Source organism: Corynebacterium sp. CCM 9203 (assembly GCF_041357675.1).
Classification (GTDB): Bacteria; Actinomycetota; Actinomycetes; order Mycobacteriales; family Mycobacteriaceae; genus Corynebacterium.
In genome coordinates this window covers 663,895-689,252 of sequence record NZ_JAUERY010000001.1, presented here as the reverse complement: position 1 = coordinate 689,252, position 25,358 = coordinate 663,895, and the positions used below count along the sequence as shown (strand labels likewise).

The window sequence follows — 25,358 nt, the reverse complement described above, 5'->3', positions numbered from 1 at the left end:
ATGACCGGCATGTACGACTACATCACTGACGGTGCGGAGATCTACCGCCGTTCCTTCGCCACCATCCGCGATGAAGCCGATCTGAGTGCCTTTGATCGCGCACAGAGGACCGTCGCGGTCCGGATGATCCACGCTGCGGGTGAAGTCGACCTTGCTCCGGACATCTCGATGTCCCCCGGACTTGTGCCCGCTGCACGGAGAGCTCTGGAGTCCGGCGCGCCGATACTCACCGATGTTCAGATGGTCGCTTCCGGAGTGACCAGACGCCGTCTCCCCGCGAACAACGAGGTGATCTGTTTCCTCGGGGATACCCGCGTCGAGGACCTGGCACGGAAACTCGGGACCACTCGCACGGCGGCAGCCGTGGAACTGTGGTGTCCCGTCCTCGACGGCGCAGTTGTCGCCATTGGTAACGCTCCGACCGCTCTGTTTCATCTGTTGACACTACTGTCCGGGGATCCTGGATTACCCCGTCCTGCGGCAGTCCTCGGTATCCCTGTCGGATTCATCGGGGCAGCGGAATCCAAACGGGCCCTCGCTAACGCGGCATCGATGCTCGGGACTGACTACCTGACCGTGCACGGTCGGCGCGGAGGTTCCGCGATCACCTGCGCCGCTATCAATGCGCTCGCTGATGCCCGGGAGATCATCTAGATGGCCCGGCGCGGCGGAATCCTCACCGGAGTCGGCGTTGGACCGGGTGACCCGGACCTGCTCACCATCGCGGCGGCTCGTGCAATCAACGACGCTGATGTTGTCGCCTACCATGCGAAACCCGGGGGTGCTTCCGCGGCGGGTGCCGTGGTGAAGGGCCACCTCCGGGAAGGGCAGATCCATGAGCTGCTCGTCTACCCGGTCACCACCGGCGACACCGATCATCCGGGTGGTTACGCCGGTGCACTCGCGGACTTCTACGTCGAAGCCGCGAACCGCCTTGCCACACACCTCGACGCTGGGCGTAATGTCGCTGTTCTCGCACTCGGTGATCCGATGCTCTACAGCTCCTACCAGCACCTGCACCGGATACTGGCGGATCATCCAGGAACCCGGGAAGCCCGCATTATTCCGGGTGTAACCTCGGTGACTGCTGCCGCCGACGTTCTCGCCAGACCCCTGGCGGAGGATGACGAGGTACTCACGGTCCTCCCCGGGACTCTCACCGAGGATGAGCTGACGCGCCGACTTCGTGACACAGATACCGCTGTGGTGATGAAACTCGGGCGGACCTGGCCGAAGGTGCAGCGGGCTCTCGACCGGGCGGGCGTCCTGGGGCGCGCGTACGTTGTCTCCCGCATCGGGATGGACGGGGAGCATGCGTGTCCGGCAAGTGAGGTGACCAGGGTGCCGTACTTCGCGGTCGCTGTTGTCCCCTCCCATCGGGAAGGTGTCTGTGCGGCATCCCCGGAACCGTCGTCCACTTCCCCCGTCTCGATCCGCGGTGAGGTGGTCGTTCTCGGGCTGGGTCCGGGTGATGCCGCCTGGACTACTCCTGAAGTGTCGCGGGAATTGGAGCTGGCGGAGGACCTCGTCGGATACTCCACCTATATCAACCGGGTCCCATACCGCGCCGGGCAGCGTCGTCACCTTTCCGACAACCGGGTCGAGGCTGAACGTGCTGCGATGGCGCTGGATCTCGCGGCACGGGGACGCCGTGTGGCGGTGGTCAGTTCCGGTGATCCCGGTGTGTTCGCAATGGCGGCTGCTGTGTTGGAGACCGCTGACGATGGTGCGTGGCGGGAGGTTCCCGTCAGGATCGTTCCAGGGATGACTGCCGCGCAGGCCGTCGCATCACGGGTGGGTGCGCCGCTCGGTCACGATTTTGGAATGATCTCACTTTCCGATCGACTGAAACCATGGAAGGTCATTGTCCGACGGGTGCGCGCTCTCGCATCGGCTGACATGGCGTTTGCCGTGTACAACCCGGCATCACGGACCAGGCGGTGCCAGGTGACGGAGCTGCGTGACATCGTGGCGGAATATCAACGTCCCGATACTCCGGTCATCGTAGGCCGTGCGGTTGGTTCCGCTCAGGAGACTGTCACGGTGAGCACACTCGGTGACTTTGATCCTGAGGTGGTCGACATGCGGACCATGCTCATCATCGGGGCTTCGACTACGAGGGTGTACCAGGGGCCTGATGGTCCGCGGGTGTTCACTTCTCGGCGCTACGATTAAGATGTCATAAACCTTCGGGCACGATGCGGAGTCATGGTCGGTCTCCGGCCGGACATACACATAGCAACCTTACTTTCCCTTTTGATTCTAGGAGTTTCCCCTGATGCGGACGCCCACCCACCGACTTCTCCATGCTTTCATCTCCGGAGCGGTCGCTCTCACGCTCGCTACTGGTGCCGTTACCCCCGCTGCTACGGCGGACACAACGACTGGTACTTCTGCCGTTGTCGAGGAGGCGGTAGAGGTGGCGAAGAAGGCTGATTCGGGTTCTGCCGACCTCGGATCCGTGTCCAACAACAACTTCTCCGCCCAAATCGGTGCCAATGGCCTGCAGAAATGGTATGACGGTTCCCCCAGTTGGGCTCGCGTCCTGCTATCTGTTGCGGCTGTAGCACTCGCCCTCGACGCATTGGGTGTGATCGTCGGCCCCGTTCGTTCAATGTTGTTGAATCTCCTTCCACGTTAATTTCCTGCCGACAGGTTCTCTGGTACTTGATCCCGTGGATCCGGCCCTGCAACGGAATTGTTGCCGTTGCAGGGCCGGATTTTTCATGCGTGTTCTGAGCCGGGAATGGGATGGTGGCGGACTGCTCCGGTAGTTCGGTGCGTTTGTCTCTTTGTCTTCGCCATGTTGGGAATGTGGGAAGGTGTGGCGGTTGTCTCCGGTGGCTCGAGGGGGGGCGTCTGCGAGAGGAAGGCGTCAGGTGACCATCTGAAGTTACTAATTGACTAGATCAAAAATTTATCTAGCCTGGGGTGGTGATAATTCACTCACCGAGTCACGAGAGGAATTACCGTTTTATGCACAACAAGCTGACTGCAGCCCAATCCTCGTGGTTATCCGAGTACCGTTTTCATCTCGCCACGAGTGGCAGACTCGACGGGGATGCCCTCGCCCGGGAAACCGACACGATGAGGAACGCCCTGATCCATGCCGCCGTTGATCCAGACGATGCGGCATGGTCCACACCACACGACGCCGCGCAGGAGACCATCAGGTCTCACCCCTACGTACCTGAACTGGCCGGACTGACGTGGCGCAACCTGCTGTCGGGCGTGCTCATGCAGGCCGGATTCACGGTCCTCATCGCCTCGTTCTGGCTGTTCACCACTGGATGGACCTTCGCACTCAGCACCAGGATGATTGTGTTCGCCCTCGGATTCACCGTCAGCCTCACGGCATTTCACCTCGCACTCCTCAGCCATGGCAGCGGACGGTCCATCGGCTTTTGGGGTGGTGCTGTCGGAACCGTCGCTGGAATCCTCACGACCGGCGTGACGACGGTCGTGACAGATCCGGCACCGATTATCGATCTGCCGTCCGTTTTCGTTCCGGCCATCGGTCTCGGACTCGTCGCTCTGAGCTGGTGGATCACCCCGGACGACGGCATCGTCCCCGACCACCAGCGGGACACCTGTGACGATCCCGGACAGTGGGTGTCTCGGTACGGCACATTGCTGCGCAGTAACTACGGGTACAGCCCCTCCCGCGCAGAGCAGGAGGCCCGCCAGCTCGCTGACCACTCGCTGTCCCGGGGAGTCACCCCGCAGGAGGAGTTCGGCTCCCCGACCATCGCCGCGGCCCGTACCGGAGGAGAGGATAGATCACTGCGGAGTCGCAGCCGGTGGCAGTTGCTCCAGTACGGGTTCGTCACCCTGGTGGCCGTCAGCGTGATGCGGAGCGGGGAGACGTTCCTACTCGTGGTGAGTGGGATGCTCTTCGTCGGCCTCGCCATGACGGTCCCCAAACTCTGGATTGACGCCGGCCTACCCACGCTGCGGGGAGGAAACGATGGGTGATCGTTCGGATCGGGAGTTCGCGGCCTGGCAGCGCGTGACGTTGCCACTGTTACTTCTCGGGGAGATGGAGATCGCGCCTGGCCATGGCTACGGGCTTGCTGAGCGACTCGCGGAACGGGGACTGAACCCGGTCAAGGGAGCCGCACTCTATCCGGTGCTCAACCGGTTGGAGGACGACGGGCTGACGACATCGACCTGGGAACCCGGTGAAGGCGGACCCGGGCGGAAGGTCTACCACCTCTCCCCCGCAGGGGCCGAGCAGTTGGCGGAGTTCCGCAGCCGGTTCGCCGAGTTCGTGGCAATCGTCAGTGGTTACGGACATCTGAACATCTGCTAGATGTACTGACCGGAGAGGATGATCGAGGTAGTCGCTCGTCGCGGACATAAACGGGCCTGGCGTTCACCGGTAGTTCCCCGATCTCTTTGGACGGGATGACCTCCGCATCCTGTCATGGTGTCGGCAGCGTGCTCGATGTGCGACACGGGAACCATGCGCATCGCATCGCGTAGTAGGCAGCACCCGACCAGATACCACCAGTGAGCCACCGGAGAAGCGGTTCGTCGATATGAACACGACTATCCCGGCTGATGACTCACGTGGATGTGAAGAAGCTTGGAAACACCCCAGACGGCGGAGATCTGCGCTACGTCGGTCGGCAGCAAGAAGAGAGAAATCGAATCTCCACTCCTGATAAATCCCGGAACAAGTACGACCACCCTTCAGTGGAAAAGGCATACCTCCATGCTCGTCATCGACGAGACTATTCCCGCTTTGCCTACGTCGAGATCCACGACGATGAGACCGCAAATCAGCGCAACTGCGGTGGTTCTGTCTCTAGCGGTGCGATCTCAGTACAGCTAGAGTTCCATCGCGGCATTGAAAGCCGCCTCGGCAGTGTGTACCACGGTGATCCGACCACCGCCCGGCAGATCCGGACGGCGCACCATAACCACGTCGATCCCCAGTTCGCGTGCCGCGTCGAGCTTCGGCCGTGTGTACTCGCCACCGGAGTTCTTGGTCACGACACAGTCGATCTGGTTGTCCCGCATGAGCTTCTTCTCCCCTGCCACGGTGAATGGCCCTCGATCAAGGATCACCCGGTGACGAGTCGGAAGCGGCGTGTCAGGTTTGTCCACACACCTGATGACGTAGAGGTTCAGAGCATCGTGCGCGAAAGGAGCGAGCTGCTGTCGGCCGATCGTGAGCAGGATGTGGTGGTAGTACCGCTCAGCGACCCGTGCCGCCTCCTCCATTGTGTCGACCATCCGCCATTTGTCTCGGGTTATAGGTTCCCATTTAGGGCGGTGCAGGGCGATCAGCGGGATTCCGGTGGCCCGAGTTGCTTCGTCGGCGGACAGGGAAATCCGTTCGGCGAAGGGATGGGTCGCGTCGATCACCACTGCCACCCTCTGTTCCATCAACCAGCGGGTGAGTCCGGCGGGGCCACCGAAGCCGCCGATCCGGACCTCGCCAACCGGCAGCCGGGGATTGTCGACGCGGCCTGCAAGCGAGCTGGTCACACGCCAGCCACGGGCGGACATCAGTGCGGCGAGTTCACGTCCCTCCGACGTGCCCCCGAGGATCAGTGCGTGCACGGTAGCGTCCGTCCTTCCTCATCGCGTGGGCGATCCATCGAATAAAGGTAACTGTCGGGGAACCCCTCAGCTCCCAGAACCTCCCCGACGATGATCAAGGCAGTTCGGCTGATGCCCGCGGTACGCACTTTATCGGCGATGTCGCCGAGTCGTCCGCGCACGATGTGCTCCTCGGGGCGGCTGGCGTAGGCGACGACTGCAGCGGGACAATCAATCCCGTAATTCGGGATCAGTTCGTTGACGACACGGTTGATGTCGTGCGCTGCGAGATGGATGCAGAGGGTCGCGTGAGAGGAACCCAGTGTGGCGAGATCCTCACCTTCGGGCATTGTGGACGCCCGACCACTGATTCTGGTGAGGATCACGGTCTGCCCGACAGTCGGGACGGTGAGCTCGTGCCCGAGTGATGCTGCAGCGGCGGCGAAGGATGGAACGCCGGGAACGATTTCGTAGGCGATACCGGCTTCCGTCAGGCGTCGGGCCTGTTCAGCCAGCGCGGAATACACCGACGGATCCCCGGAATGGAGACGCGCGATGTCGAGGCCGTTGCTGTTGGCACTTTCGATCACCGTGATGATCTCATCGAGCGCCATCCGGGAGGTGTTGATCACCTCGGCATCATCGGGGCAGTGCTCGAGAATCTCCTCCGGGACGATGCTGCCGGCGTAGAGACAGACACCACAGGATCTGATGAGTCGGTCCGCGCGGAGAGTGAGCAGGTCCGTTGCGCCCGGTCCGGCGCCGATGAAGTAGACGGTCATGGTGTGTCATTCTCTCTTTTCCGGGTGGATGCGGGTCCCATTTTCTTGACGACGCGCCACTGCGTTACTGGCAATGCCGGTCGTAGTGCGGTGAAACCACCGATGGTGCTCTCCGAGGCAATCTGCATCCGGGTGATCCTGCCCCCACGGCGTGCGCGGTGGTGCCAGAGCACCTGCTCCGATTCGATGGTGACGGCGTTGGCCACGAGTCTTCCGCCCGGCCGCAACCGGGACCACACGGCATCGACGAGTCCGGGGGTGATGAGGCCACCGCCGATGAATACAACGTCCGGATCGCGGTCGGCGTTTCTGAAGCAGTCGGGTGCTGCACCGAGGATCTCCAGATGGGGAACCCCAAGGTTCTGTGCGTTGGTGGAGATGATTCTCCTCCGGTGGGGTTCCTTCTCGAAGGTGATTGCACGGGTCCCCGGGGTAGCACGGAGCCATTCGATTGCAACGGAACCGGAACCACCGCCGATGTCCCAGAGCTGTTCTCCCGGGCGTGGTGCGAGAGCACAGACCGTCCACGCACGGACATCGGTTTTGGTCAGTTGGCCCTTATCGGTGGCGTAGGATTCGTCCGGGAGTCCGGGGGCGAGACTTCGGGTGGGACCGCCCGACGGTTCTACGGCGATTACATTCAATGCGCTCCGAGGTTCCGTCACAGCATCGGCCCTGTGTGTCTGCACGTCTGCGTCCGGTCCCCCCAGATCGCTCAGCACCCGGATGATGGCAGAACCGTGGCCGAGAGCAGACAGTAATTCCGATATGTCACCGGGGGTTTTTTCATCACGGCCGAGTATCAGAAATCGTCGCCCCTGGTCCACCAGCGGGATGATTGCGGAGGCAGGTTGAGTGACCAGGCTGATGACCGCTGTATCATCGAGAGCCCATCCCAGATGTGCGCAGGCCAGGGAGACAGAAGACGCGAGCGGCAGAATTTCGATGCGGTCCGCACCAAAGATCCTGGTAAGCGTCGTGCCGATTCCGTGGAACATCGGGTCGCCTGACGCGAGCACCACGATTCGCCGTCCGGCGAATTCCTCGAACAGCGGCCGGATCGAGGGCAGCAGCGGTGAAGGCCAGGGGCGTCGCTCGGCCGAAATCCCCCCGTCGATGAGGTTCAACTGACGCCAAGAACCGATCACCACATCAGCGGTTCGGAGCCTGGCCGTCGAGGTCTCCGGAAGTTCTGACATGCCTGCGGCGCTGATTCCTATGACGGTGGCAAGAGGTGTGTCCCGATGATCCACACCGCTGCCGGGGGCAGTGCAGTGACCGGTGGCGGAGGAGGTCATGGCCCGTCATCCTACCTTCAGACTCAGCGTGGCATCCTGCGCCACACCGGGCGAGGAACGATGCGCATGATCCGAGCCAGAAGTTCAAGTCGACGGGGAATCCACAAGGTCATTGAGCGGATCTGCCCCCGTTCGTCCTGGACCCGAATCTCCCCGGCAATCGCATCCGCTACCTCTGCGGAGGAGACGGACATCGGAGCAGGGACCATGCCGCGTGTCATCCGCCCGATGACGAAACCCGGCCGTGCGGTGATCAACCGAACTGGACCGCCGTGCAAGCGGTCTGCGAGCCCTTGACAGAAAGCGTCGAGACCGGCTTTCGTGGACCCGTACACGTAGTTCGCGCGGCGGGGACGCCATCCTGCGACAGAGGAGAACGCGATGATAGTCGCAGTCATCCCCGATACCGATGTTTTCGTGAGCACATCGGCGAGTATCGTCAGTGCAGATACCTGCGCGGTGTAATTGATGGTGGCTATCCGGGTGGCGTGCGCTTCATCCTGTTCCGCCTGCTCCTGATCACCGAGGATCCCGAAGGCGACGATGGCGAACGCAGTTGGCCCAGCCACTGCCAGTGCCTGCTCAATGACCTGCCGGTGATTGTCCATGTCGGTGGCTTCGAAAGCGATGCGATGAACGCTGTCCGCACCAGCCATGAACATTCGCTCCTCGACGTCATCGAGCGCATCCGGGTCCCGTGCCGCGAGAACCACGGCCCGGCCGATTGCCAGGCGCTCGGCTAACTGGGTCCCGATGTCACTGTGGCCGCCCAATAATAGGACCGATCCCGGGTTCACCAGAACAGGCTCCTCGGCCGATTGTTGAGTGTCCGAACCCCGTCCCCGGTCACGGCTACGATGTCCTCGATCCGGGCCCCTACCTCGTTCGTCAGGTAGATCCCCGGCTCGATTGAGAACACCATTCCCGGTTCAAGGACGGTATCAGATCCCGCCGAGATCGATGGTGCCTCATGCGTCGATAGACCGATACCATGCCCCGTGCGGTGTATGAACTGTTCCCCATATCCGGCCGCCGTGATGATATCGCGGGCCACATGATCGATCTCTCCGGCGGTGACTCCGGGACGGACCGCCCGGACGGCGGCCGACTGAGCCTTTTCCAGCACGCGGTACATGTCGAGCACCTGTTCGGTGATCACCTGTGGATCTGCGTCAGCAACGAGATACGTGCGAGTGCAGTCGGAGCGGTAACCGCTCGGTAATGTGCCTCCGATGTCGACGACGACGAGGTCGCCGGTGTGAAGTCTGCGGTCGGAGAAACTGTGGTGTGGATCAGCACCGTTCGGTCCGGACCCGACGATGACGAAATCAACGGATGCGTGCCCCTCATCGAGGATCATCTGCGTGATCTCCTCGGCTATCTCAGTTTCAGTCCTGCCCGGCTGCAACAGCTCGGGAACCCGCGCGTGGACCCGGTCGATGGCGGCCCCGGCGTTGGCGAGTTGTTCGATCTCGTAGCCTGTTTTCACCATCCGTAGCCGATCAATCACCGGTGCCGCGAGGATACTGACGTAGCGGAACCCAGCCAATCTGCTCTGCAGCGGAAGGACATGGTCCGCAGTGAGAGTAGAACCCAAGCCGACCCCGTGAACGTTATCTCCGGAAGTACCGTTACACGGGACGAGATTCCGGCTGATCATCTGGTACGGATCTTGTCCGTCCCGCCAAGGGATCAGGGCGATTCCGATTTCCTCGGTGCGTTCCCTGACGATGCTCCCCGCGTCGACAGCCGGGACGATAAGAAAATCATCGCCTTCCGTCTGAATGACCAGCGCAGTCAGGCGCTCATGCGAGTCGATATCCAGGCCCGTGAAATACTCGAGATCAGGGCCGGTCCCGAGAATCATGACCGGCATATCCGCACTACGCATGTGTTCCAGGATCGCGGTACGACGGTCGCGGTGGAGCTGTCCGGTGGATGCGGTCTCACTCGAAGTCATGGCCCCATCATAGATAGTAGTCTGGGATGCGCTACCGCCGGGTCTGCGGAAGAATACCGCTTGCACAGTCGGTAGTACGCGGAATCTTCGGGGAACCGTGTTTTCGGGATCGCGGGCGGATCAGTGTCACCACCGTCGTATACACAGTCCCCGCAGCTACTGTGTGTCCCCGGTAGAGTCAGGCTCCGATCGCCACGACGCCACGACGGATTGCGTCGATGGCTGCCCGGGCGGTGTGTCGGACCTCATCGGTGTAGCCTGTTTTCGCCACCTGTTCGAGGAGATCGATAACCTGGCGGCACCAGCGGACGAAATCACCCGGGGTCAGCTCCGCACCGGATTCCGCTGCGGCGGCCATGCAATAACCCATCGGTGCGCCTGCGGTCCACTGGTGGATCGCGAGCGCGAAACCTGCTTCCGGTTCTCTGGTCACGGGGAGGTTGTGCCGCTGCTCATCGAAGACCAGTTCCCCGTGGATGCGTTTCGTCGCGTTCATGGCTGTCGCCATCCGGTCAGTGGCCCCATCCGGAGATCCACCGTGCACCTCCCGTCGGTTCTGGAAAGTGCACATACTGACAACTCCGGCGAGTTCCGCAGGGTCCAGATCGTTCCAGATACCGCGGCGGAGACACTGTGCGACGAGCAGATCGGATTCATTGTGGATCTGCGCGAGCCGTTCGCCCTCCTCGGTAATCACTGGTGTCGGTTCGACTGCGTCTTCCTCCGTGACGAATTCGAGGTAGTCCATCTCCGCGAGGAGATCGACGATCCGGTCAAATGTCCTGCCGAGGGTATCCGTCGCTGCGGACACCCTCGATGTGAGTCGGTCCAGATCACGTTGCCGACGGATCAGCTTCTCCGCGATCCTGGCGAGTATCTCTCGGTCGGCCCAGTCGTGTGCGGGGTGAGCACGGAGCTCCGTACGGAGTTGCCGGACCTCCGCAGTGTCCCGGACCCTGGTTTCGTGGCGCAGGCTCTTCGGACGGGGAAAATTGCTCTTGTGGATCTCCCGGGCCACGGTGCGTGCATGTTTCCTCGGTTTGCGGACCACATCTTTGCCGAGTGGCAGGTGGCCGACGATCTTGGGCGCTACTGCGAATGATCCGGCGTCCACTCGGCCCGCCCACCCGGTTTCGGTGATCAGCCACGGGCGGGGATTGTGCGAATCGGGAGCGGGGGTGACGACGACCGCGAACATGGGATGCTTCTTGGTGGGCAGCGCGATGACATCACCAACCTGAAGTCTACGTAGTGCTACGACCGTTTCGGTGTGTCGGTCCTCCAGATGACGCCGCCTCGCGAGCTTTTCCTTCTTCGAGAGCTCAGCCCGCAGTCTGATGTAACCGAGGAATTCCTCGACGGCTTCGCCCTTCGTAGCGGGAGGATTCGCCGCGGTCACCGCTCGCTCCAGTTGCCCGCGGAGTTCTGCGACCTTCTTTTCGGCCCTCTCGATCTCCCGGATCTCGTCGACCACGGAGCCGTCGGCCTGGAACTGGGCGAAGGATTTCTCCAGAAGCCTGTGTGCTGGACCGTATCCGATGGTGCGAATCAGGTTGACGCTCATGTTGTATCCGGGCTGGAACGTGGAGATCAAGGGGTAGGTGCGTGTGGATGCGAGTCCCGCGACGGCACGTGGATCAATCGCCGGCGTGTACTGCACGACGGCATTCCCCATCGTGTCGATGCCACGTCTACCTGCACGGCCCGTGAGCTGTGTGTACTCACCCGGAGTCAGATCAACGTGAGCCTCACCGTTGTATTTGACCAGTTTCTCCAGCACCACGGAACGGGCGGGCATGTTGATACCGAGTGCCAGGGTTTCCGTTGCGAAAACCGCCCGGACGAGACCCCGGGTGAACAGTTCCTCCACGATGTGCCGAAAGGCGGGAAGCATACCGGCGTGGTGCGCGGCGAATCCACGGGTGAGTGCAGCCCGCCACTGGCGGAAGCGCAGTATCTCGAGGTCGACCTCGGGGATGTCCGATACCCCGGCATCGATGATCTGACCAATCTCCTTCGCCTCATCCTCCGTTGTCAGGGTGAGCCGAGAGCCGAGACACTGATGCAGTGCGCCATCGCATCCCGCGCGGGAGAAGATGAAGGTGATTGCCGGAAGCATGTTCCTGTTCTGCAGAACTCGAAGGACTTCAGGCCGCCCCATGGGGCGCTGATGTCCTCCTTCCCGCGGGTGTCCTGATCTCCGTCCTCCGTGCCGACGTCCGGAACGGCTGCCGTCTGCGTCACCTCCGCTTCGGGAGCGGAAGCCCCCACTACCTGAATATGCGGAGGTTCCGCGTTCGAGTTCGGCAGAGTTCAGGCGCTGGACGTGTTTCTCCAGTTCCCGGTTGACCGAGCCCCCGGTCCCCGGCTCGAACAGCGGATAGAGGGTCCTACCGAGCAGCATCCACTGATCCAGCGGAACCGGACGGTGCTCGGAAACTATGACCTCGACGTCACCGCGCACCGTCCGCAGCCAGGCACCGAATTCCTCCGAATTGGACACGGTCGCGGATAAACCGATGATGCGCACCGATTCATCCAGGTTGAGGATCACTTCCTCCCAGACCGGCCCACGGGAGCGGTCCGCGAGATAATGCACCTCATCCATCACGACATGGCTCAGTCTGTCGAGTGCCGGGGAACCCGCATAGATCATGTTGCGCAGAACCTCCGTCGTCATGACGACGATCTCCGCGGACGCGTTCACCGAGACATCTCCGGTGAGCAGACCCACAGACTCCTCACCATGGACGTCGACGAGGTCGTGGAACTTCTGGTTGGACAGTGCCTTGATCGGGGTGGTGTAGAAACACTTGGTGCCCCGCGACAACGCCAGAGAAACGGCGAACTCCCCCACGATCGTCTTCCCTGCCCCGGTGGGAGCGCAGACCAGAACCCCCCGGTCAGATTCAACGGCGCGGCAGCCCTGCACCTGGAAGTCATCGAGGGGAAAATCGAGCCGTGCGGTGAATTCGTCGAGATGCGTGGCGGTATCCGTCATGGGTACAACGCTACCCGGGTTCACCGCCGCAGTCGTACCGCAACATCGGGCGGACCCTCACCCCACCCGCATTCAGAGAACGTCGTCGAAGTCGGAGCCGGGCCGACTGTCGAAGCGCGGCCGATTCAGCTCTCCTCCGGTGGAGGGACGGATGGGATTTGGGGCAGCGACAGGCCCCGAACTCCGGATCTGCCCGCTCCCCCCGGACGAACCATTCCACGGTTGCGGTAACGGGGATGCCTCGTCATCATCCAGGTCAGCCCACTCGGGGCGATCCCGTTCGCGCCTGCGGTCGTTGAACCGACAGAACTGAATGGATAGTTCGACTAGCAGAGTCAGAGCCAGCGCGAGTGAGACCATACTCATCGGATCCTGGCCCGGGGTGATCACCGCAGCGAAACAGAAAATACCGAAGATGATGATGCGCCGCTTGTCCTTCAACTGTTCGTAGCTGACCACACCTATGACATTCAGCATCCCGATGATCAGCGGAACCTCGAAACTGACCCCGAAGACGAGGAGGAGACCAATGAGAAAGCTGAAGTAGAGCTTGCCGTTCAACGCCGTGGTGGAGGATTCACTGGCGAAGGTGAGGAGGAACTCGAGGGCGAAGGTGATGACCCAGTACGCAAGGACAGCACCTAGCAGAAATAGGAGGACTGCCACTGTCACGAATATGGCGGTGGAACGGCGCTCGTTTTTGTGTAGTCCCGGGGTGATGAACAGCCACAACTGAGTGAGCCACACCGGTGATGCGAAGACCAGTCCTGCGAGTGCACCGACCTTCAGTCGGAGCCCCAGCATCTCAAAGGGGCCGGTGGAAAGGAGTTTGCAGGTACCGTCAGCGGAAATGTCGGCCCGAACCGTTTCCGGAAGGCTGCAGTACGGTTCACGGAGAAGAAATCCGAGTGTAGGAAGACCGAAAACCGAATGCTCGAACCAGATCACACCGATGATGGTTCCGATGCCGAGCGCGAGTAGGGAGATAATGAGGCGCCTCCGCAGTTCCCGGATGTGTTCCACCAGGGTCATGGTTCCGTCAGCGGACCGTTTCGTGGACCGTTTTCGGCGAGGGATCAGCCGCTTCTTCGGGGTGGGGATGCTCATTGGCGATTGATGCTCCGCTCCGTGGTCGGTACACCGGGAAAACAGGTGCACCGGGTCAAGACAGACGTGAAAGTGCCTGTGTTTCGCTCGTTTTCTACTGCTGCCGTTGATCGGGGTAGTTCGGGGGCAGATAGCCGGACTGATTCTGCGGATATCCGGGCGGCGTCGGCTGCTGATAGCCCTGCGGAGTCTGGTATCCCTGCGGTTGCTGGTATCCGGGGGCGGGGTTCGGCGGCTGGTTGAGGTTCGCCTGCGGGTTCGGAACACCGTAACCCTGCTGCGGATACTGTGGCGCCTGCGGATTCTGCGTCAGTTCCCGGGACTGCGGAATGACGTTGGTGGCGGTTGAGTCCGTCGCTGCGGTGTTCGTGGTGTCATCGTCGTTCTTCATCTCCTTGACCTCGGATTTGAAGATGCGCATCGAGCGACCGACCGACCGGGCTGCATCGGGAAGTTTCTTCCATCCGAACAGAAGAATGACGACGAAGGCGATGATGAGTAGTTCTGGAGCGCCGATGGGCATGGGGAGGACCTTTCGTTCGTGCGGTGGATGGAGCTGGTCACGCTCCCGCACCATGATGATACGCGGCCAGCCCTGCATCGGCGCGTTCCGACACCGCTGCGACCAGATCAGAGGGTGCATCGACTCTCACCCGTCCCCCTTGTCCGAGGATGAAACGTATGAACCAGTCACGTGAGGACACTGGCATCCTGGCGCGGTACCAGCCGCCGTCGGCGGAGAGATCGCCTGAAAGATCCATGGGGACGTAATCCGCGAGCCAGATCGCGTCCTTTCGGATCCGGATCTCGGCGTGGCAGGTGACGGTGGTGAAGGAGAAGGGATCGTCGGCGTTGAAACGGAGCTCTTTCAGGTGTGGATCACCGTTTTCCTCGGTCATTTCCACCTGCCTCATCCGATCTGTCCGAAACGTCCTGTGAGTGGTGGCCAAGGTATCCCACGCGGTGACATAGGTGTGCCCCTCCTTGGTGAAGACACGAGCGGGAACCACTCTGCGGAATGAAGTGGTATCGCTTGCTGCACTGTAGTACGTAAAGGCGAGAACGGTCCTGTTCTCCAGGGCGTTCCGGATGGTTTCCAAGGTCGGTGATACGGATGCACGAAACTCATCGGACACGACTGAATCAACGACAGCGACGGTATTGTCCGCCATGATCGCACGGAGTTTGGTGGCGGCGCTCACCACCGCTGTCCGATCTGTCAGTCCATCGACCTTCTCCAGGGATTCGAGAGCGAGGAGAAGCGCCCCGGCTTCTGTCGGGGTCAGACGGAGCGGGCGGTTCATACCCTGACTGTTGGTCACGTGCACAGACGGATAGGAATGTTCCAGATCGACCAGATCCGCCGGTCCCAGTCCCGGTAGACCACAACACCAGAGACGGTTGAGATCATCCATGATCTGTTGTGGCGGACAACCGAGATCTCCCGCAGCCTCCATGATCGACCTACCCGGGTGCACTGTGAAATAAGGCAGAAGGTTGAGCATCCTGATCAGATCGACGAGTTTGTTGTTCACCCCGGTTGCCCCCAGTTTCTTCCCGTTCATCGAGTGTCCCCCGGGTTTTTGCCCGCGTCGGAATGCTGGACAGATACGGACAGCATGGAGATGATCTCAGCCCGAATCTCCTCCGGCTCCGTGACGACGACCTGCGGTGCATGCGCCGCAGCGGTGCGTATGATCCAGTCGCGGTCGACGTTCCGTAGCACGTGGATGTCGTCGGACTCATGCTCGGCGGCGGCTGTGAGCTCCCCGGCGGTTCCGGGCTCAGCCCGGAACCGGACATCTACGAGGTCACGTCCCCGTTTCAAGGAATTGACTACGAGATTGTGCAGGAACTCGTCGCCGCCTTCCGGGCGCGCGTGCGTGGCGTCGCCGACGATACCGACGTCCCGCACACGGGTGATCCGGAAGCACCGTACCGCGTCCCTGTCTACGTCGTGGCCGACGATGTACAGCCGTTCTTCGTGGTTCACCAGCCCCCACAGATCCATCCTCCGTGTGGCGGAATCCCCGACCGGGCCCCGGGAGTATGTAAATGTGATACGTCGTCCACTTCTGCAGGCGCTGAGGAGTGTATCGAGAGTCTGCGGACTGAGATGCGCGGTATCGTTAAGCATACTGACAACCGGAACCGTCCCGAGTTCCCGGGAGACTCCTGCCGCAGCGAGTTTCGTCCAACCTGAGCGTGCGAAGGCGGCGAGCCGTCGTCCGAGTCCCATATCACCCGCCAGTGCCAGCACGGTAGCCTCAGCCGATGTGAAACTCACCTCGGGAAGTGAATAGTCTTCGGACTGCAGGCGGTAGCCCGTCTGACCGGGATGTACCCGGTCAGCGACCATTTCCACAGGAACACCTGCTGCCCGAAGGACAGCGAGATCCCGGTTGAACATCCGGCGGGCCGCATCCATACTGCGGCCCGAGTACCCGGCGACATTGTCCTTCACCCATGCTGCGGTGAGGAGTCTGCCGCCGTAGTTCTGGTCGGCGTCGAGAAGCGCGAACGTTAGGTTGATCAGGCGCTCCAAGCCCTCGTCCTTTTCAGTCATGATGCTGTGTCGTACTCCGCTGCGTGGGTGTCCATGTAGGAGATGAGGTCATCCACCCGCGAATCTACCGATGCGAAAGGATCACCCAGTAGCACGACCTGTGGCTCAGGGCGGTTGATGCGTAGGCGCATCCAATCCACGGTGACCGGTGCGCCGAGTTGTCGTGCATGGTCGAGGAACCTCCCCCGTAACGCGGCACGGGTGTTCTGCGGTGGGGCGCCGATGGCCGCGGTGATCGCCTCGTCGGTCGTCCACCGAGAAATGAGTCCCCGCTCCATAAGCGTGGAGTAGAGACCTCTGCCCGGACGAACATCATGGTAAGCCAAATCAACCTGGGCCAGTTTCGGATGGTCTATTCCCACTCCGAGACGATCCTGGTAGCGGCTGATCAGTTTACGTTTGATCACCCAGTCGATCTCGGTATCCACCGGCGAAAAATCACTGGTATCCAAAGCTGTGAGCATTCTCCGCCAGAGGTCGACGATCCGGGCGAGTTCCTCGGCTGGGGTACCTCCCTCAGAAGGTTCCCGGATCTCCAGCCACTTCTCGGCTGCAGTACAGTATCTGTTCTGGAGTTCAAGGGCGGTGATCGTTCCACCATCTGTCAGTGGGAGAACGGTTCGTCCGTGGAGATCACGGGCGATGTCCCTGATTGCCGCAGTATCGTTGGCTAGTTCAAGTTCCGGCAACGGGAAACCGGCCTCGATCATCTCCAGCACGAGAAGTGCAGAACCGATTTTCAGTGCAAAAGTCGGTTCCGACATCGAGGAATCCCCCACAATGATATGGAGACGACGGTAACGCTCGGAATCCGCGTGTGGCTCATCCCGGGTATTGATCATCGGACGAGAACGGGTTGTCGCCGAAGAGACACCCTCCCACACGTGGTCCGCCCGTTGTGAGACACAGAACCCGGTACCGTATTTTTCACTCGGGCTACCGGGGAATGGTCGGTAGATTTTTCCAGCGCCTGCGATGAGCTGCCTAGTGATGAGAAACGGAACCAACGCCAATCCGAGCTTTTTCAGGGACAGCTCCCGGCGCACGAGATAATTCTCGTGGCACCCGTACGAATTACCGATTGAGTCGACGTTATTCTTGAATACGTAAGCACGTGTTCCTTTCCCCAGATCGTTCTCGACCTGTTGTGCGAGCCCGTCGACGATCCGGTCCCCCGCTCGCTCATGATTGAGTAGCTGGGTAATTGAACGGCATTCGGCGGTTGCCCACTCCGGGTGCGAGCCGACATCGAGGTAGAGACGGGCCGCCGAAGACGTGAAGATGTTGGAACTCGCGTGTTCCTCCACCACAGGGCGGAACATGAGCCGTGCGAGTTCGTCAGGGATCATCCTGCTACCGTCGGCCGTTGTACAGGAGATCCCATACTCGGTCTCGATGCCCATGATCCGTCTGGTCAGTGCCCCCGTCGCAGACGCGGTCATGCTGATTACTGACCGCCTTTCTGGACGTAGGAACGCACGAATTCTTCGGCGTTCGACTCGAGCAGTCCGTCAATCTCATCGAGTAGGTCATCGGTTCCATGGGTGTTGATCTGTGACTGCACCGCATCTTGACCGAGGATGTCATCGTCACTGCGGTCATGGCCGCCGCTGGCATGAATGGTTGGATTGCTTGCCATTGTCGTCCTTTCCTTGGCGTGTTCTTGGCATAGAACCGCTGCACACCCAGAGGATATCCGGGTGCGCAATCTGTATTTGCTCCGGGTTCAACTGTAGCGACGTTCCGGAAGGTTTGGTCCGGGGGTACCACGATTCCTGTGTTGCAAGGTGTTCACCCGGAGAGGTTTCGATTGAAAAAGATCCGCGACATGGGAAACGGGGCTAGATGGGAGCTAAAAACTTAATGGGGACTGTGTGGATGATAGGTTTAGACCCTTGTCTAATGCAGACATACTTAGCCTAATCTATGTTAGGTTATATGCTGGTAAGCCCCATCCACTCCAACTGGTTGGCTGGAGGCCTGGCCCGGGAATGTCTCGGTGGATGAAAATATGCAGGTGAAACACGTTACTGTTTGTTAGTCCAGGCCTCTCGGGGAGGGTGACTTTCACCTCTTCAGTGAATTACTCTCGAAGGTGTGCCACTCACATCTTTGCGAATACATGAATAAAACATAAGGAAAATCTGAATGGCTCAATCAAATCGTTGTATGTCTCGAGCGGGAATCGCAGCAATCGCCTGCCTCTCCCTCACCCTCTCCCCCATCAGTCCTGTCGGTGTGGCCCTCGCTGACGCCACCTACACCAAGGGTGTGGAAGCCACGGAAGGTACTACACAGGCCTACGCCGCTGACACGGATGCATTCCACTGGGGCATCAACGAGATGTTCCGCGGAAAGGCAACCTCCTTCGAAGCCGCCGATGGCGCGCGCTACGATGCCGAGGCGGAGCAGTTCGTCTTCCCCTATGTCGCCAAGGATGACACGGCGAAGACCGTCAGCTACACCGGCTCCGTCACGATTCTCGGCGAGTGCGACGACCCGGCTAACCCGTCGCGCGGCACCTGTGCCATCGACGTGACCTTCACCGACCCGGTTGTCACTGTTGATCTCGATGGCACGAGTTCCGTCTCCGCCACCGTGCACTCCACCATGGACGGTACTGAATGGTTCGGCCCCGAGGTCGTTGAACTGGCCACCCTGGACTTCTCCGCCGCCAGGTTCAACAACACCGATACGGACACCACCTGGGTTGACGTCGCTGCCACCCCCACCGAGGCGGCCGCCGACAACGCATTCCTCGGAACCGGTGCCCTCGGGAACCTCGAGTTCACCTACCCGGGTGCAACCGAGGAGAAGCGGAACGCCGAGCTCAAGGTCGACAATTACTCCGCGGCGAAGTCCAACTTCAACACCGCATACAAATTGAAGACGATTCAGTTCGATGATGGATCCGTCCTTCAGATTTACAAGAGTTATGGTGCTGCCACAGCGGCAGTTTTTCAGCCCGGGTTTGAGTCAATCACAGAGGCTCGCGAGCTGGATGTCCAAGGTAATTTCCTTATCGCTGCAGATACAGCAACAAAAGCCCTTTACTGGGTTGATGGTAACAATAATGTGAATAAGGGGATACTTGGTGCGGACGGTACCATCGGGGGCGAAGAACGGATCAGCGAACTCGGTGATGCCGGTCATGTTAACGGCCTTGCTGTTCAGCCCGACGGAACCATAGGTCTGGTGCTTGTCCCGACCTATAATTCGGAGCCTACTTACGCCCGCTTCGTGGAGATCACTCCGGACGGAGAATCAACAGTCACTCCGTTACCCTCCGCCAAGGAGCTGCACCCGGAAATCGACGACAGCAGCCCCTGGTACGGAGACGATGCTTTCGGCAGGTCCTTCAATTCGAAGAACAGCCTCGCGGCACTGTCCGACGGCACCTGGGTGTTCGTCAACGATTTCGAGGTCACGCCCGATAAGGGCGCGGTCCCGATTCATATTACCCCGAACGGGGATGACAAGGCTTCACTCCTTACCGGTGCTGCGGAGCTTTTCGCCGACTATCAGAACATCAACGGTCTGTACGTCAACGGTGATATCGTCGCGCTCTACAACGGCCGAACCGAAAATGAGAGAGGCAACAATCACACTGTCGTAGGTTTCTACCGCTACGCCGACGGCGAACTGACACCGATTTACACCAATACTTCTGCTGCCACCTTCCAGGTCATATCAGGTGTCGCTGCGGATGGTGATTCGCTTTACATCCTGAGTTCCGCAAACAACACGTTGACCAGTCTCAGCGCCGTCGACGGCAGTGTCCAGACAAGTGTCGTCCTTGATGTGGCGACTGATTTCTATAAAGTCGGAAACAGTAACTACAACAACCTGATTTCCGCTGGCGGGAAGCTTCTCGTCAGCATCCCCGACGATAGCGATAGCTATAGTGATGAGCACACGAGGCTCGCCACGATCACTCGGAACGTATCCGAAACAGTCGCCGATTCCACCGTCGAGCGCGTCACCGTCGGTGAGTACGATGATGCGACCAGCTACGAGCCCATGGTGGATGACACCGCCGTGGAAGCGACCGTCGGTACCCCGGTGACCTCACCCGCGCCGACCTTCGACATGATCGTCACCGACGAAACTGAGATGGGTACTGCACCGGCCGGTACAGAATTCGTTATCGCGGAAGATGTTCAAGGGGCAACTGTCGGTGTTGACGGTACAGTCACTCTCGAAGCCGTTGAAACCCAGGCTGACACCAATGTCGTGGTCCCTGTTACGGTCATTTATCCGGACACCACCACCGACGAATACACCGTGACCTTCAAGGTCAGCGCCGCCGCCGATCCCATCGCGGACACCGGCAAGGTGTTCTACGGTAAAGACGCACTGACCGTCACCGCCGGTGAAACCGGCACAGTGGCACCAGCATTCGTTGCTGACGGTGAAAACAAAGATGTCCCGGCCGCGACCTTCGTGTTCGAGGGCGATGTCCCCGCAGGTGCCTCGATCGATGAGAACACCGGCGTGGTCACCTATTCCCCGACCGAAGCGACCGACGACGTCAAGAACGTCAAGATCCGCGTGACCTTCACCCAGGACGGAAGCACCCAGCTCTCCGGTGTCTCCCTCAAGGCGGAGGCCGCGACGCCGACCTACAGCGAGCAGGTCTGGTATCCGGATGCGATCACCGTCGCCCCCGGTGAGACCGCAACGACCACGCCGAAGCTCGGTGGAATCGAAGCCGGGAGCGAGAAGAAGGACATTCCGGATGGCTTCACCTTCGAGCTCATCGAGGATATCGACGGGGTCAGTGTCGACAGCACGACGGGAACCATCACCTATGTGGCGCCTGCTGACGCAGAGGGCGCAATCTACCCGCAGGTCAACGTCACCTTCCCCAGCGGTAAGACCCAGAAGACCGGTCCGGTCATCAACGTGAAGAAGGACGAGCCCGCCCAGAGCGAGGTCTACGTCTACTACGGCGGGACCGTCACCGTGGATCCCGGACAGGAAGCGGTGGCGACTCCCGAAGCTGCGACAATTAACCCCTACACCGTCGTCGACATGCCTGCGGGCACGACCTTCAAGTTCGTGGACAAGGACGATGAAGCACGCCCGGCAGGCATGACCCTGGACGAGAACACCGGTGTCGTCACCTTCACCCCCACCGAGGACCAGGCAGGACAGAGCTACTTCTTCTACGTCCAGGCCACCTACGGTGACGGAACCCCCGCCCCGCGCCCCGCGGTCGGCCTGATCAAGGTCAACGAGGCAGCTACCCCGGAGCCCGACGAGAGCTCGAAGTACAACCTGTTCTACCCGAACACGGATGTCACCGCCGGAGAGAGCGCAACGTCCGCGCCCTACGCCGACATGGCTGGCACCGATGACATCGAGGAAGGCGAGATCCCGGCCGGGACCACCTTCGAGCTCGCCCCGGCGGGTAACCCCGAAGGAGCGGTGATTGACGAGAACACCGGCGTCATCACCTACACACCGGCTGCTGGCACGGAAGCCCAGAACGTCGCGTTCTCCGTCACCGCCACGTACTCGGATAATTCGACCGACGCCGCCATCGCCGTGTTCATCGTCTCCGCTGCCGCGCAGCAGATCGATGACAACGCCAAGTACACTCCGGTGTACGCCAACGGCGAGGTCAAGGCCGGTGAATCCGTGGCAGTCACACCGACCTTCGACATGACTGACACCGACACCGTCGAGACCGAATCGGCCCCGGCTGACACCACCTTCGCGTTCTCCGGTGTCCCGGCTGACGGATTCTCCATCGACACCGGCACCGGCGTTGTCACCTACGAAGCTCCGGAAGATGCCGAGGACGCCACCGTCCAGGCTATGGTCACCGTCACCTACGCTGACGGCACCAAAGACGAGTCAACAGTGATGGTCGTCGTGTCAGCACAGCAGCCTGAGCAGACCGGGCCCACCGGTTCTTCGTCACTCGTGGATAAGCTCACGGGTAGCGCCGTCGGGGTTTCTACCGCGACGGGAATCATCGGGCTACTCTCCATCGGTGCATTCTTCAGTGTTATGGCTGCGGTCATCCAGTTCCTCATGGCTCAGATGCCCGGTGGTTTCCACCTCCCGTCCTTCCCCGGATTCCCCAGGAGCTAAATGCTAGGTCCGTGGCCAACAGTGGTCCCGGACACTGATCAACGGAACCCGGCCCCGGGCCTCCCCCGCACCAGCGGGCGAAAGCTCAGGGCCGGGTTTCGTCGTGCATTCTCCGTCCCGGTCAGAAATGTCCGTCACTGAGTGAACCTGATCAACACCGTGCAATTGGTAATACGCACAGTTCGGACACGTGTAAAGCCCCGCCCCCCGTATAGTCGGACCACCGCAGGAGCGGACTCCGCGTAAGGGCAACTTCCGTGTCACTGTTGTATCGGAAAGCGCACGACCGCAAAGAAACAGGGGTGACTGCGATCATTCCCCACCGTGGGTGGCCCAATAATTCAATCTTTCGGTTGAGTACCGATAGACCCTTCGCCATTGAATCTACGACCGCCGATCCGGAGCGGATCGGCGGAAAGTCGCGCGGTGTCATTTAACGCTCTAGCAAACATTAGATGGCTGCAGAAATGATGGTGAGGTCTGGCTAACCTCTGTTACCCTTACCTGCATCCACCGGTGCAGCAGACCCGATCAATCGGAAACCGTGACCATCGGTGTTCAATTCCGAACATCAGATCCTTAAGGACATGCCAGTGCCCAGAACTTCTTCCCGCCGAATCACCCGACTCGGCCTCGCAACCGTCACCGCGCTCACCCTCAGTTTCGGTTCCGTGGCGCCGGCTTTCGCCGGTGTCGATGACACCATCGGCATCACTCCCCGGACCGGTGCGTCTCAGGACGTTGATGTCTCCATCCCCGCTCTCTCCTGGGAAATCCGGGATTCCTTCAACAACTACACCGGTGGGGCCACCAACATCCTCGACGGTGCCAAAATGGTCGACGGCACCTTCCTGTGGCCCTACGAGTCCACCGAGACGGACGATGAAGGCAACGCCGTCGTCCAGTACGGCGGAACCGTCAACTACATGAAGTACTGCGAAGGCAATGAACCTGTACGCGGTAACTGCCAGCTGGACCTTACTGTGGCGGACCCGAAGATTGTGTTCAACGCCGACAAAGGAATCGGAACACTGTACGCGACGGTCAATTCCCGGACCTACCAGACCGGTGAATGGCTCGGCGTGGAAGTTGTTCCGTTCGCGACCCTGGACTTCAAAGCGGGTCGCTACAACAACCAGACCGACACCACCACATGGAACAGTGTTGCGGGCTCGCTTCTTCCGAAGGGACAGGAAGCGTTCTCCAATTTCTACACCACAAATCCGTACATCAGTTCCCTGTCCTTCTCCTACCCGGGTAAGACCGAACTGAACTCATCCGGCTCCGAGGGCTATTCTCTCGCCGAGAGCGTTCAGCTTCCGGTCGAGGTTGGTGGCTCCGAGCGTCTCTACGCTCTGTCCGATGGATCAGTCCTGTATGTGACAAACAAATACGGTGCAGGTAAGGGCGTTGTCGTATCGCACGACCTGGATACGATCTCGGATACCTTCGAGTTCGTTACCAACGGCGCGACCGACACCGCCTTCGACACCGCGACAGGCACCCTCTACTGGGTGGAGCCGAAGTCTGACCCCGCGATGAGTGTGATCCACAGTGCCCCGGTGACCGCATCCGGTATCGGATCCGCCACGGAGGTCGCCACGCTTGAAGGAACGGTCTCGGGATTCGCGAGGGACGCGTCCGATGGCACCCTCGGTGTCCTGCACCTGCTGCCCAAGATCGGGGACTCCGTCGACGACTACCCCGCCCGTTTCACGACGATCACCGTCGACGGCAGCAAGACCACCGTAGAACTCCCGAAGGAGACCGAACTCTACCCGGATGTGGACACCGAGGCCCACTACAACGAGGTATACGGTTCCCCTTACGTGTTCTCCTCCACGTCCGGACTGCGGGCCCTCAACGACGGCACCTACATTTATGTCTACGATCATGCTGTCCCCCGGACCGATGGTTCGAATCCGGGTGCTCTGCCGGTTCACATCACTCCGTCAGCCACTGACACGAAAGCAGCGCTGGTTCATGCTTTCACCCCCGCGATCGAGGATCACAGCCATAGCTTCCGTGGTGTGGCAACCGATGGAACGAACATCGGTATCTACAACAACTACCCAAATTCGCATGTAGCGTTCCTGAGGTATGAGAACGGTGAGTTCACCATGCCGTACCACGCTGTGAATCCGGAAGATCTCAGCCTCATCGCAGGTATGACCTTCACCTCCGAAGGTCAGGCCCTGGTATCGACCGGCAAGAACAACTTCCTGACCGTCGACCCGTCCACGGGTGAGGTTCTCCGTAAGGCGTCGCTCTCCGGCAACATGAAGAATGCGGAAAGAAACGAGCCACTCGCCACCATCCTGGTCGACGGTGATGCTTTCGTCGTCGACCACCGTGAGATCGCCTACGTCGACTACGCTGGCCTCCAGCGCCTCGAGCTCCCCGGGGAAGAGGGTCAGCACGATCCTGACATCAGCGTCATCACCATGGGAGAGACCCCCGACGAGACCACGCCGATGACGGACTCTGTCGATGCGTACTTCGGTGAGGCCGCCCTTGAGGTGACCGCAGGCGAGTCCGTCACTTCCGGAACGGTGCTCTTCGACGAGACCAGCACCGCTGACCGTGAGGCCGCGTCCGCTCCCGAGGGAACTGTCTTCAGTCTGGCTGAGGATGTTGCAGGCGCGACGATCGACGCCAAGACCGGTGCCGTCACTTATGCACCGGCTGCTGATGCTCCCGCCGGTGATGTCATGATCACCGTCACGGTCACCTACACGGATGAGAGTACCGATACCGTTGATCTGACGGTGAAGGTCACTGAGGCGAAGACTACGCCGACCCCGAACGGTAGCAACGGGAAGAACATCTTCTCCGGACTCTTCGACGGGTTCAAAGGCAACAGTTTGCTGGCACTCGTGTCTGTCGGTGGAATCTTCGCGCTCATCGCGGGACTGATCCACTTCATCAACACGAGCATTCTCCACCGCTAGATAAAAGAAGAGAACCCCATACCGGAAAATCTGTTCCCGGT

Annotated in this window: 19 protein-coding genes and 1 pseudogene; 8 read left to right on the top strand and 12 right to left on the bottom strand. The window is 60.5% G+C overall.

Going from position 1 to position 25,358, the window contains the following annotated elements; genetic code table 11:
• Positions 1-9 precede the first annotated feature (9 nt).
• The 6 genes and pseudogenes from QWU44_RS03015 to QWU44_RS02990 form a co-directional block, all read left to right on the top strand.
• Entirely contained in the window at positions 10-654 is a 645-nt protein-coding gene (locus QWU44_RS03015) for a precorrin-8X methylmutase (RefSeq protein ID WP_370914206.1), read from the top strand.
• Positions 655-2,175 (top strand): precorrin-3B C(17)-methyltransferase, encoded by a 1,521-nt coding sequence (gene cobJ / locus QWU44_RS03010; protein ID WP_370914205.1) that lies wholly within the window; start codon positions 655-657, stop codon positions 2,173-2,175.
• A 103-nt stretch (positions 2,176-2,278) separates the two neighbouring features.
• Positions 2,279-2,641, top strand: coding sequence for a hypothetical protein (locus QWU44_RS03005; protein ID WP_370914204.1), 363 nt, complete (start codon positions 2,279-2,281; stop codon positions 2,639-2,641).
• 335 nt (positions 2,642-2,976) lie between these two features.
• Positions 2,977-3,975 carry a hypothetical protein gene (locus QWU44_RS03000; RefSeq protein ID WP_370914203.1) on the top strand — a complete coding sequence of 333 codons (999 nt, stop codon included), beginning with the start codon at positions 2,977-2,979 and terminating at the stop codon, positions 3,973-3,975.
• The gene (locus QWU44_RS02995; RefSeq protein ID WP_370914202.1) at positions 3,968-4,312 is read left to right on the top strand and encodes a PadR family transcriptional regulator; all 345 of its coding nucleotides are present in this window, start codon (positions 3,968-3,970) and stop codon (positions 4,310-4,312) included. Before QWU44_RS03000 ends, QWU44_RS02995 begins: the two co-directional genes overlap by 8 nt.
• A gap of 204 nt (positions 4,313-4,516) precedes the next feature.
• Positions 4,517-4,782 (top strand): annotated as a pseudogene (locus tag QWU44_RS02990) (IS481 family transposase); the annotation flags it as partial.
• A 51-nt stretch (positions 4,783-4,833) separates the two neighbouring features.
• Here QWU44_RS02990 and QWU44_RS02985 read toward each other — a convergent pair.
• The 12 genes from QWU44_RS02985 to QWU44_RS02930 form a co-directional block, all read right to left on the bottom strand.
• On the bottom strand, positions 4,834-5,571 hold the full coding sequence (locus QWU44_RS02985) for a cobalt-precorrin-6A reductase (protein WP_370914201.1): 738 nt from the start codon (positions 5,569-5,571) through the stop codon (positions 4,834-4,836).
• Positions 5,559-6,332, bottom strand: coding sequence for a precorrin-4 C(11)-methyltransferase (gene cobM, locus QWU44_RS02980; protein WP_370914200.1), 774 nt, complete (start codon positions 6,330-6,332; stop codon positions 5,559-5,561). The genes QWU44_RS02985 and cobM overlap by 13 nt, the downstream gene beginning before the upstream one ends.
• Positions 6,329-7,630, bottom strand: coding sequence for a precorrin-6y C5,15-methyltransferase (decarboxylating) subunit CbiE (gene cbiE, locus QWU44_RS02975; protein ID WP_370914199.1), 1,302 nt, complete (start codon positions 7,628-7,630; stop codon positions 6,329-6,331). Before cbiE ends, cobM begins: the two co-directional genes overlap by 4 nt.
• Positions 7,631-7,653: 23 nt before the next feature.
• A complete protein-coding gene (locus tag QWU44_RS02970) occupies positions 7,654-8,427 on the bottom strand; it encodes an SDR family oxidoreductase (protein ID WP_370914198.1) in 774 nt (257 codons plus the stop codon).
• A complete protein-coding gene (locus QWU44_RS02965; RefSeq protein WP_370914197.1) occupies positions 8,424-9,590 on the bottom strand; it encodes a M24 family metallopeptidase in 1,167 nt (388 codons plus the stop codon). The genes QWU44_RS02970 and QWU44_RS02965 overlap by 4 nt, the downstream gene beginning before the upstream one ends.
• A 178-nt stretch (positions 9,591-9,768) precedes the next feature.
• Positions 9,769-12,591 (bottom strand): DEAD/DEAH box helicase, encoded by a 2,823-nt coding sequence (locus QWU44_RS02960; RefSeq protein ID WP_370914196.1) that lies wholly within the window; start codon positions 12,589-12,591, stop codon positions 9,769-9,771.
• 72 nt (positions 12,592-12,663) lie between these two features.
• Positions 12,664-13,698 (bottom strand): twin-arginine translocase subunit TatC, encoded by a 1,035-nt coding sequence (tatC, locus tag QWU44_RS02955; protein ID WP_370914195.1) that lies wholly within the window; start codon positions 13,696-13,698, stop codon positions 12,664-12,666.
• Positions 13,699-13,792: 94 nt separating this feature from the next.
• Positions 13,793-14,221, bottom strand: a complete 429-nt coding sequence (tatA, locus tag QWU44_RS02950) for a Sec-independent protein translocase subunit TatA (protein WP_370914194.1) — start codon at positions 14,219-14,221, stop codon at positions 13,793-13,795.
• 37 nt (positions 14,222-14,258) lie between these two features.
• Entirely contained in the window at positions 14,259-15,263 is a 1,005-nt protein-coding gene (locus QWU44_RS02945; protein WP_370914193.1) for a helix-turn-helix transcriptional regulator, read from the bottom strand.
• Positions 15,260-16,264 carry a helix-turn-helix transcriptional regulator gene (locus tag QWU44_RS02940; RefSeq protein WP_370914192.1) on the bottom strand — a complete coding sequence of 335 codons (1,005 nt, stop codon included), beginning with the start codon at positions 16,262-16,264 and terminating at the stop codon, positions 15,260-15,262. Before QWU44_RS02940 ends, QWU44_RS02945 begins: the two co-directional genes overlap by 4 nt.
• Complete coding sequence (gene pafA / locus QWU44_RS02935) at positions 16,261-17,706, bottom strand: Pup--protein ligase (RefSeq protein WP_370914191.1); 1,446 nt, start codon at positions 17,704-17,706, stop codon at positions 16,261-16,263. The genes QWU44_RS02940 and pafA overlap by 4 nt, the downstream gene beginning before the upstream one ends.
• A gap of 5 nt (positions 17,707-17,711) precedes the next feature.
• A complete protein-coding gene (locus QWU44_RS02930; protein WP_370914190.1) occupies positions 17,712-17,903 on the bottom strand; it encodes a ubiquitin-like protein Pup in 192 nt (63 codons plus the stop codon).
• Between the two features lie 530 nt (positions 17,904-18,433).
• On the opposite strand from QWU44_RS02930, the gene QWU44_RS02925 reads away from it, so the two are divergent.
• Both QWU44_RS02925 and QWU44_RS02920 read left to right on the top strand, forming a co-directional pair.
• A complete protein-coding gene (locus tag QWU44_RS02925; RefSeq protein ID WP_370914189.1) occupies positions 18,434-22,366 on the top strand; it encodes a Rib/alpha-like domain-containing protein in 3,933 nt (1,310 codons plus the stop codon).
• A gap of 593 nt (positions 22,367-22,959) precedes the next feature.
• Complete coding sequence (locus QWU44_RS02920) at positions 22,960-25,317, top strand: HtaA domain-containing protein (RefSeq protein WP_370914188.1); 2,358 nt, start codon at positions 22,960-22,962, stop codon at positions 25,315-25,317.
• The last annotated feature ends 41 nt before the right edge of the window (positions 25,318-25,358 follow it).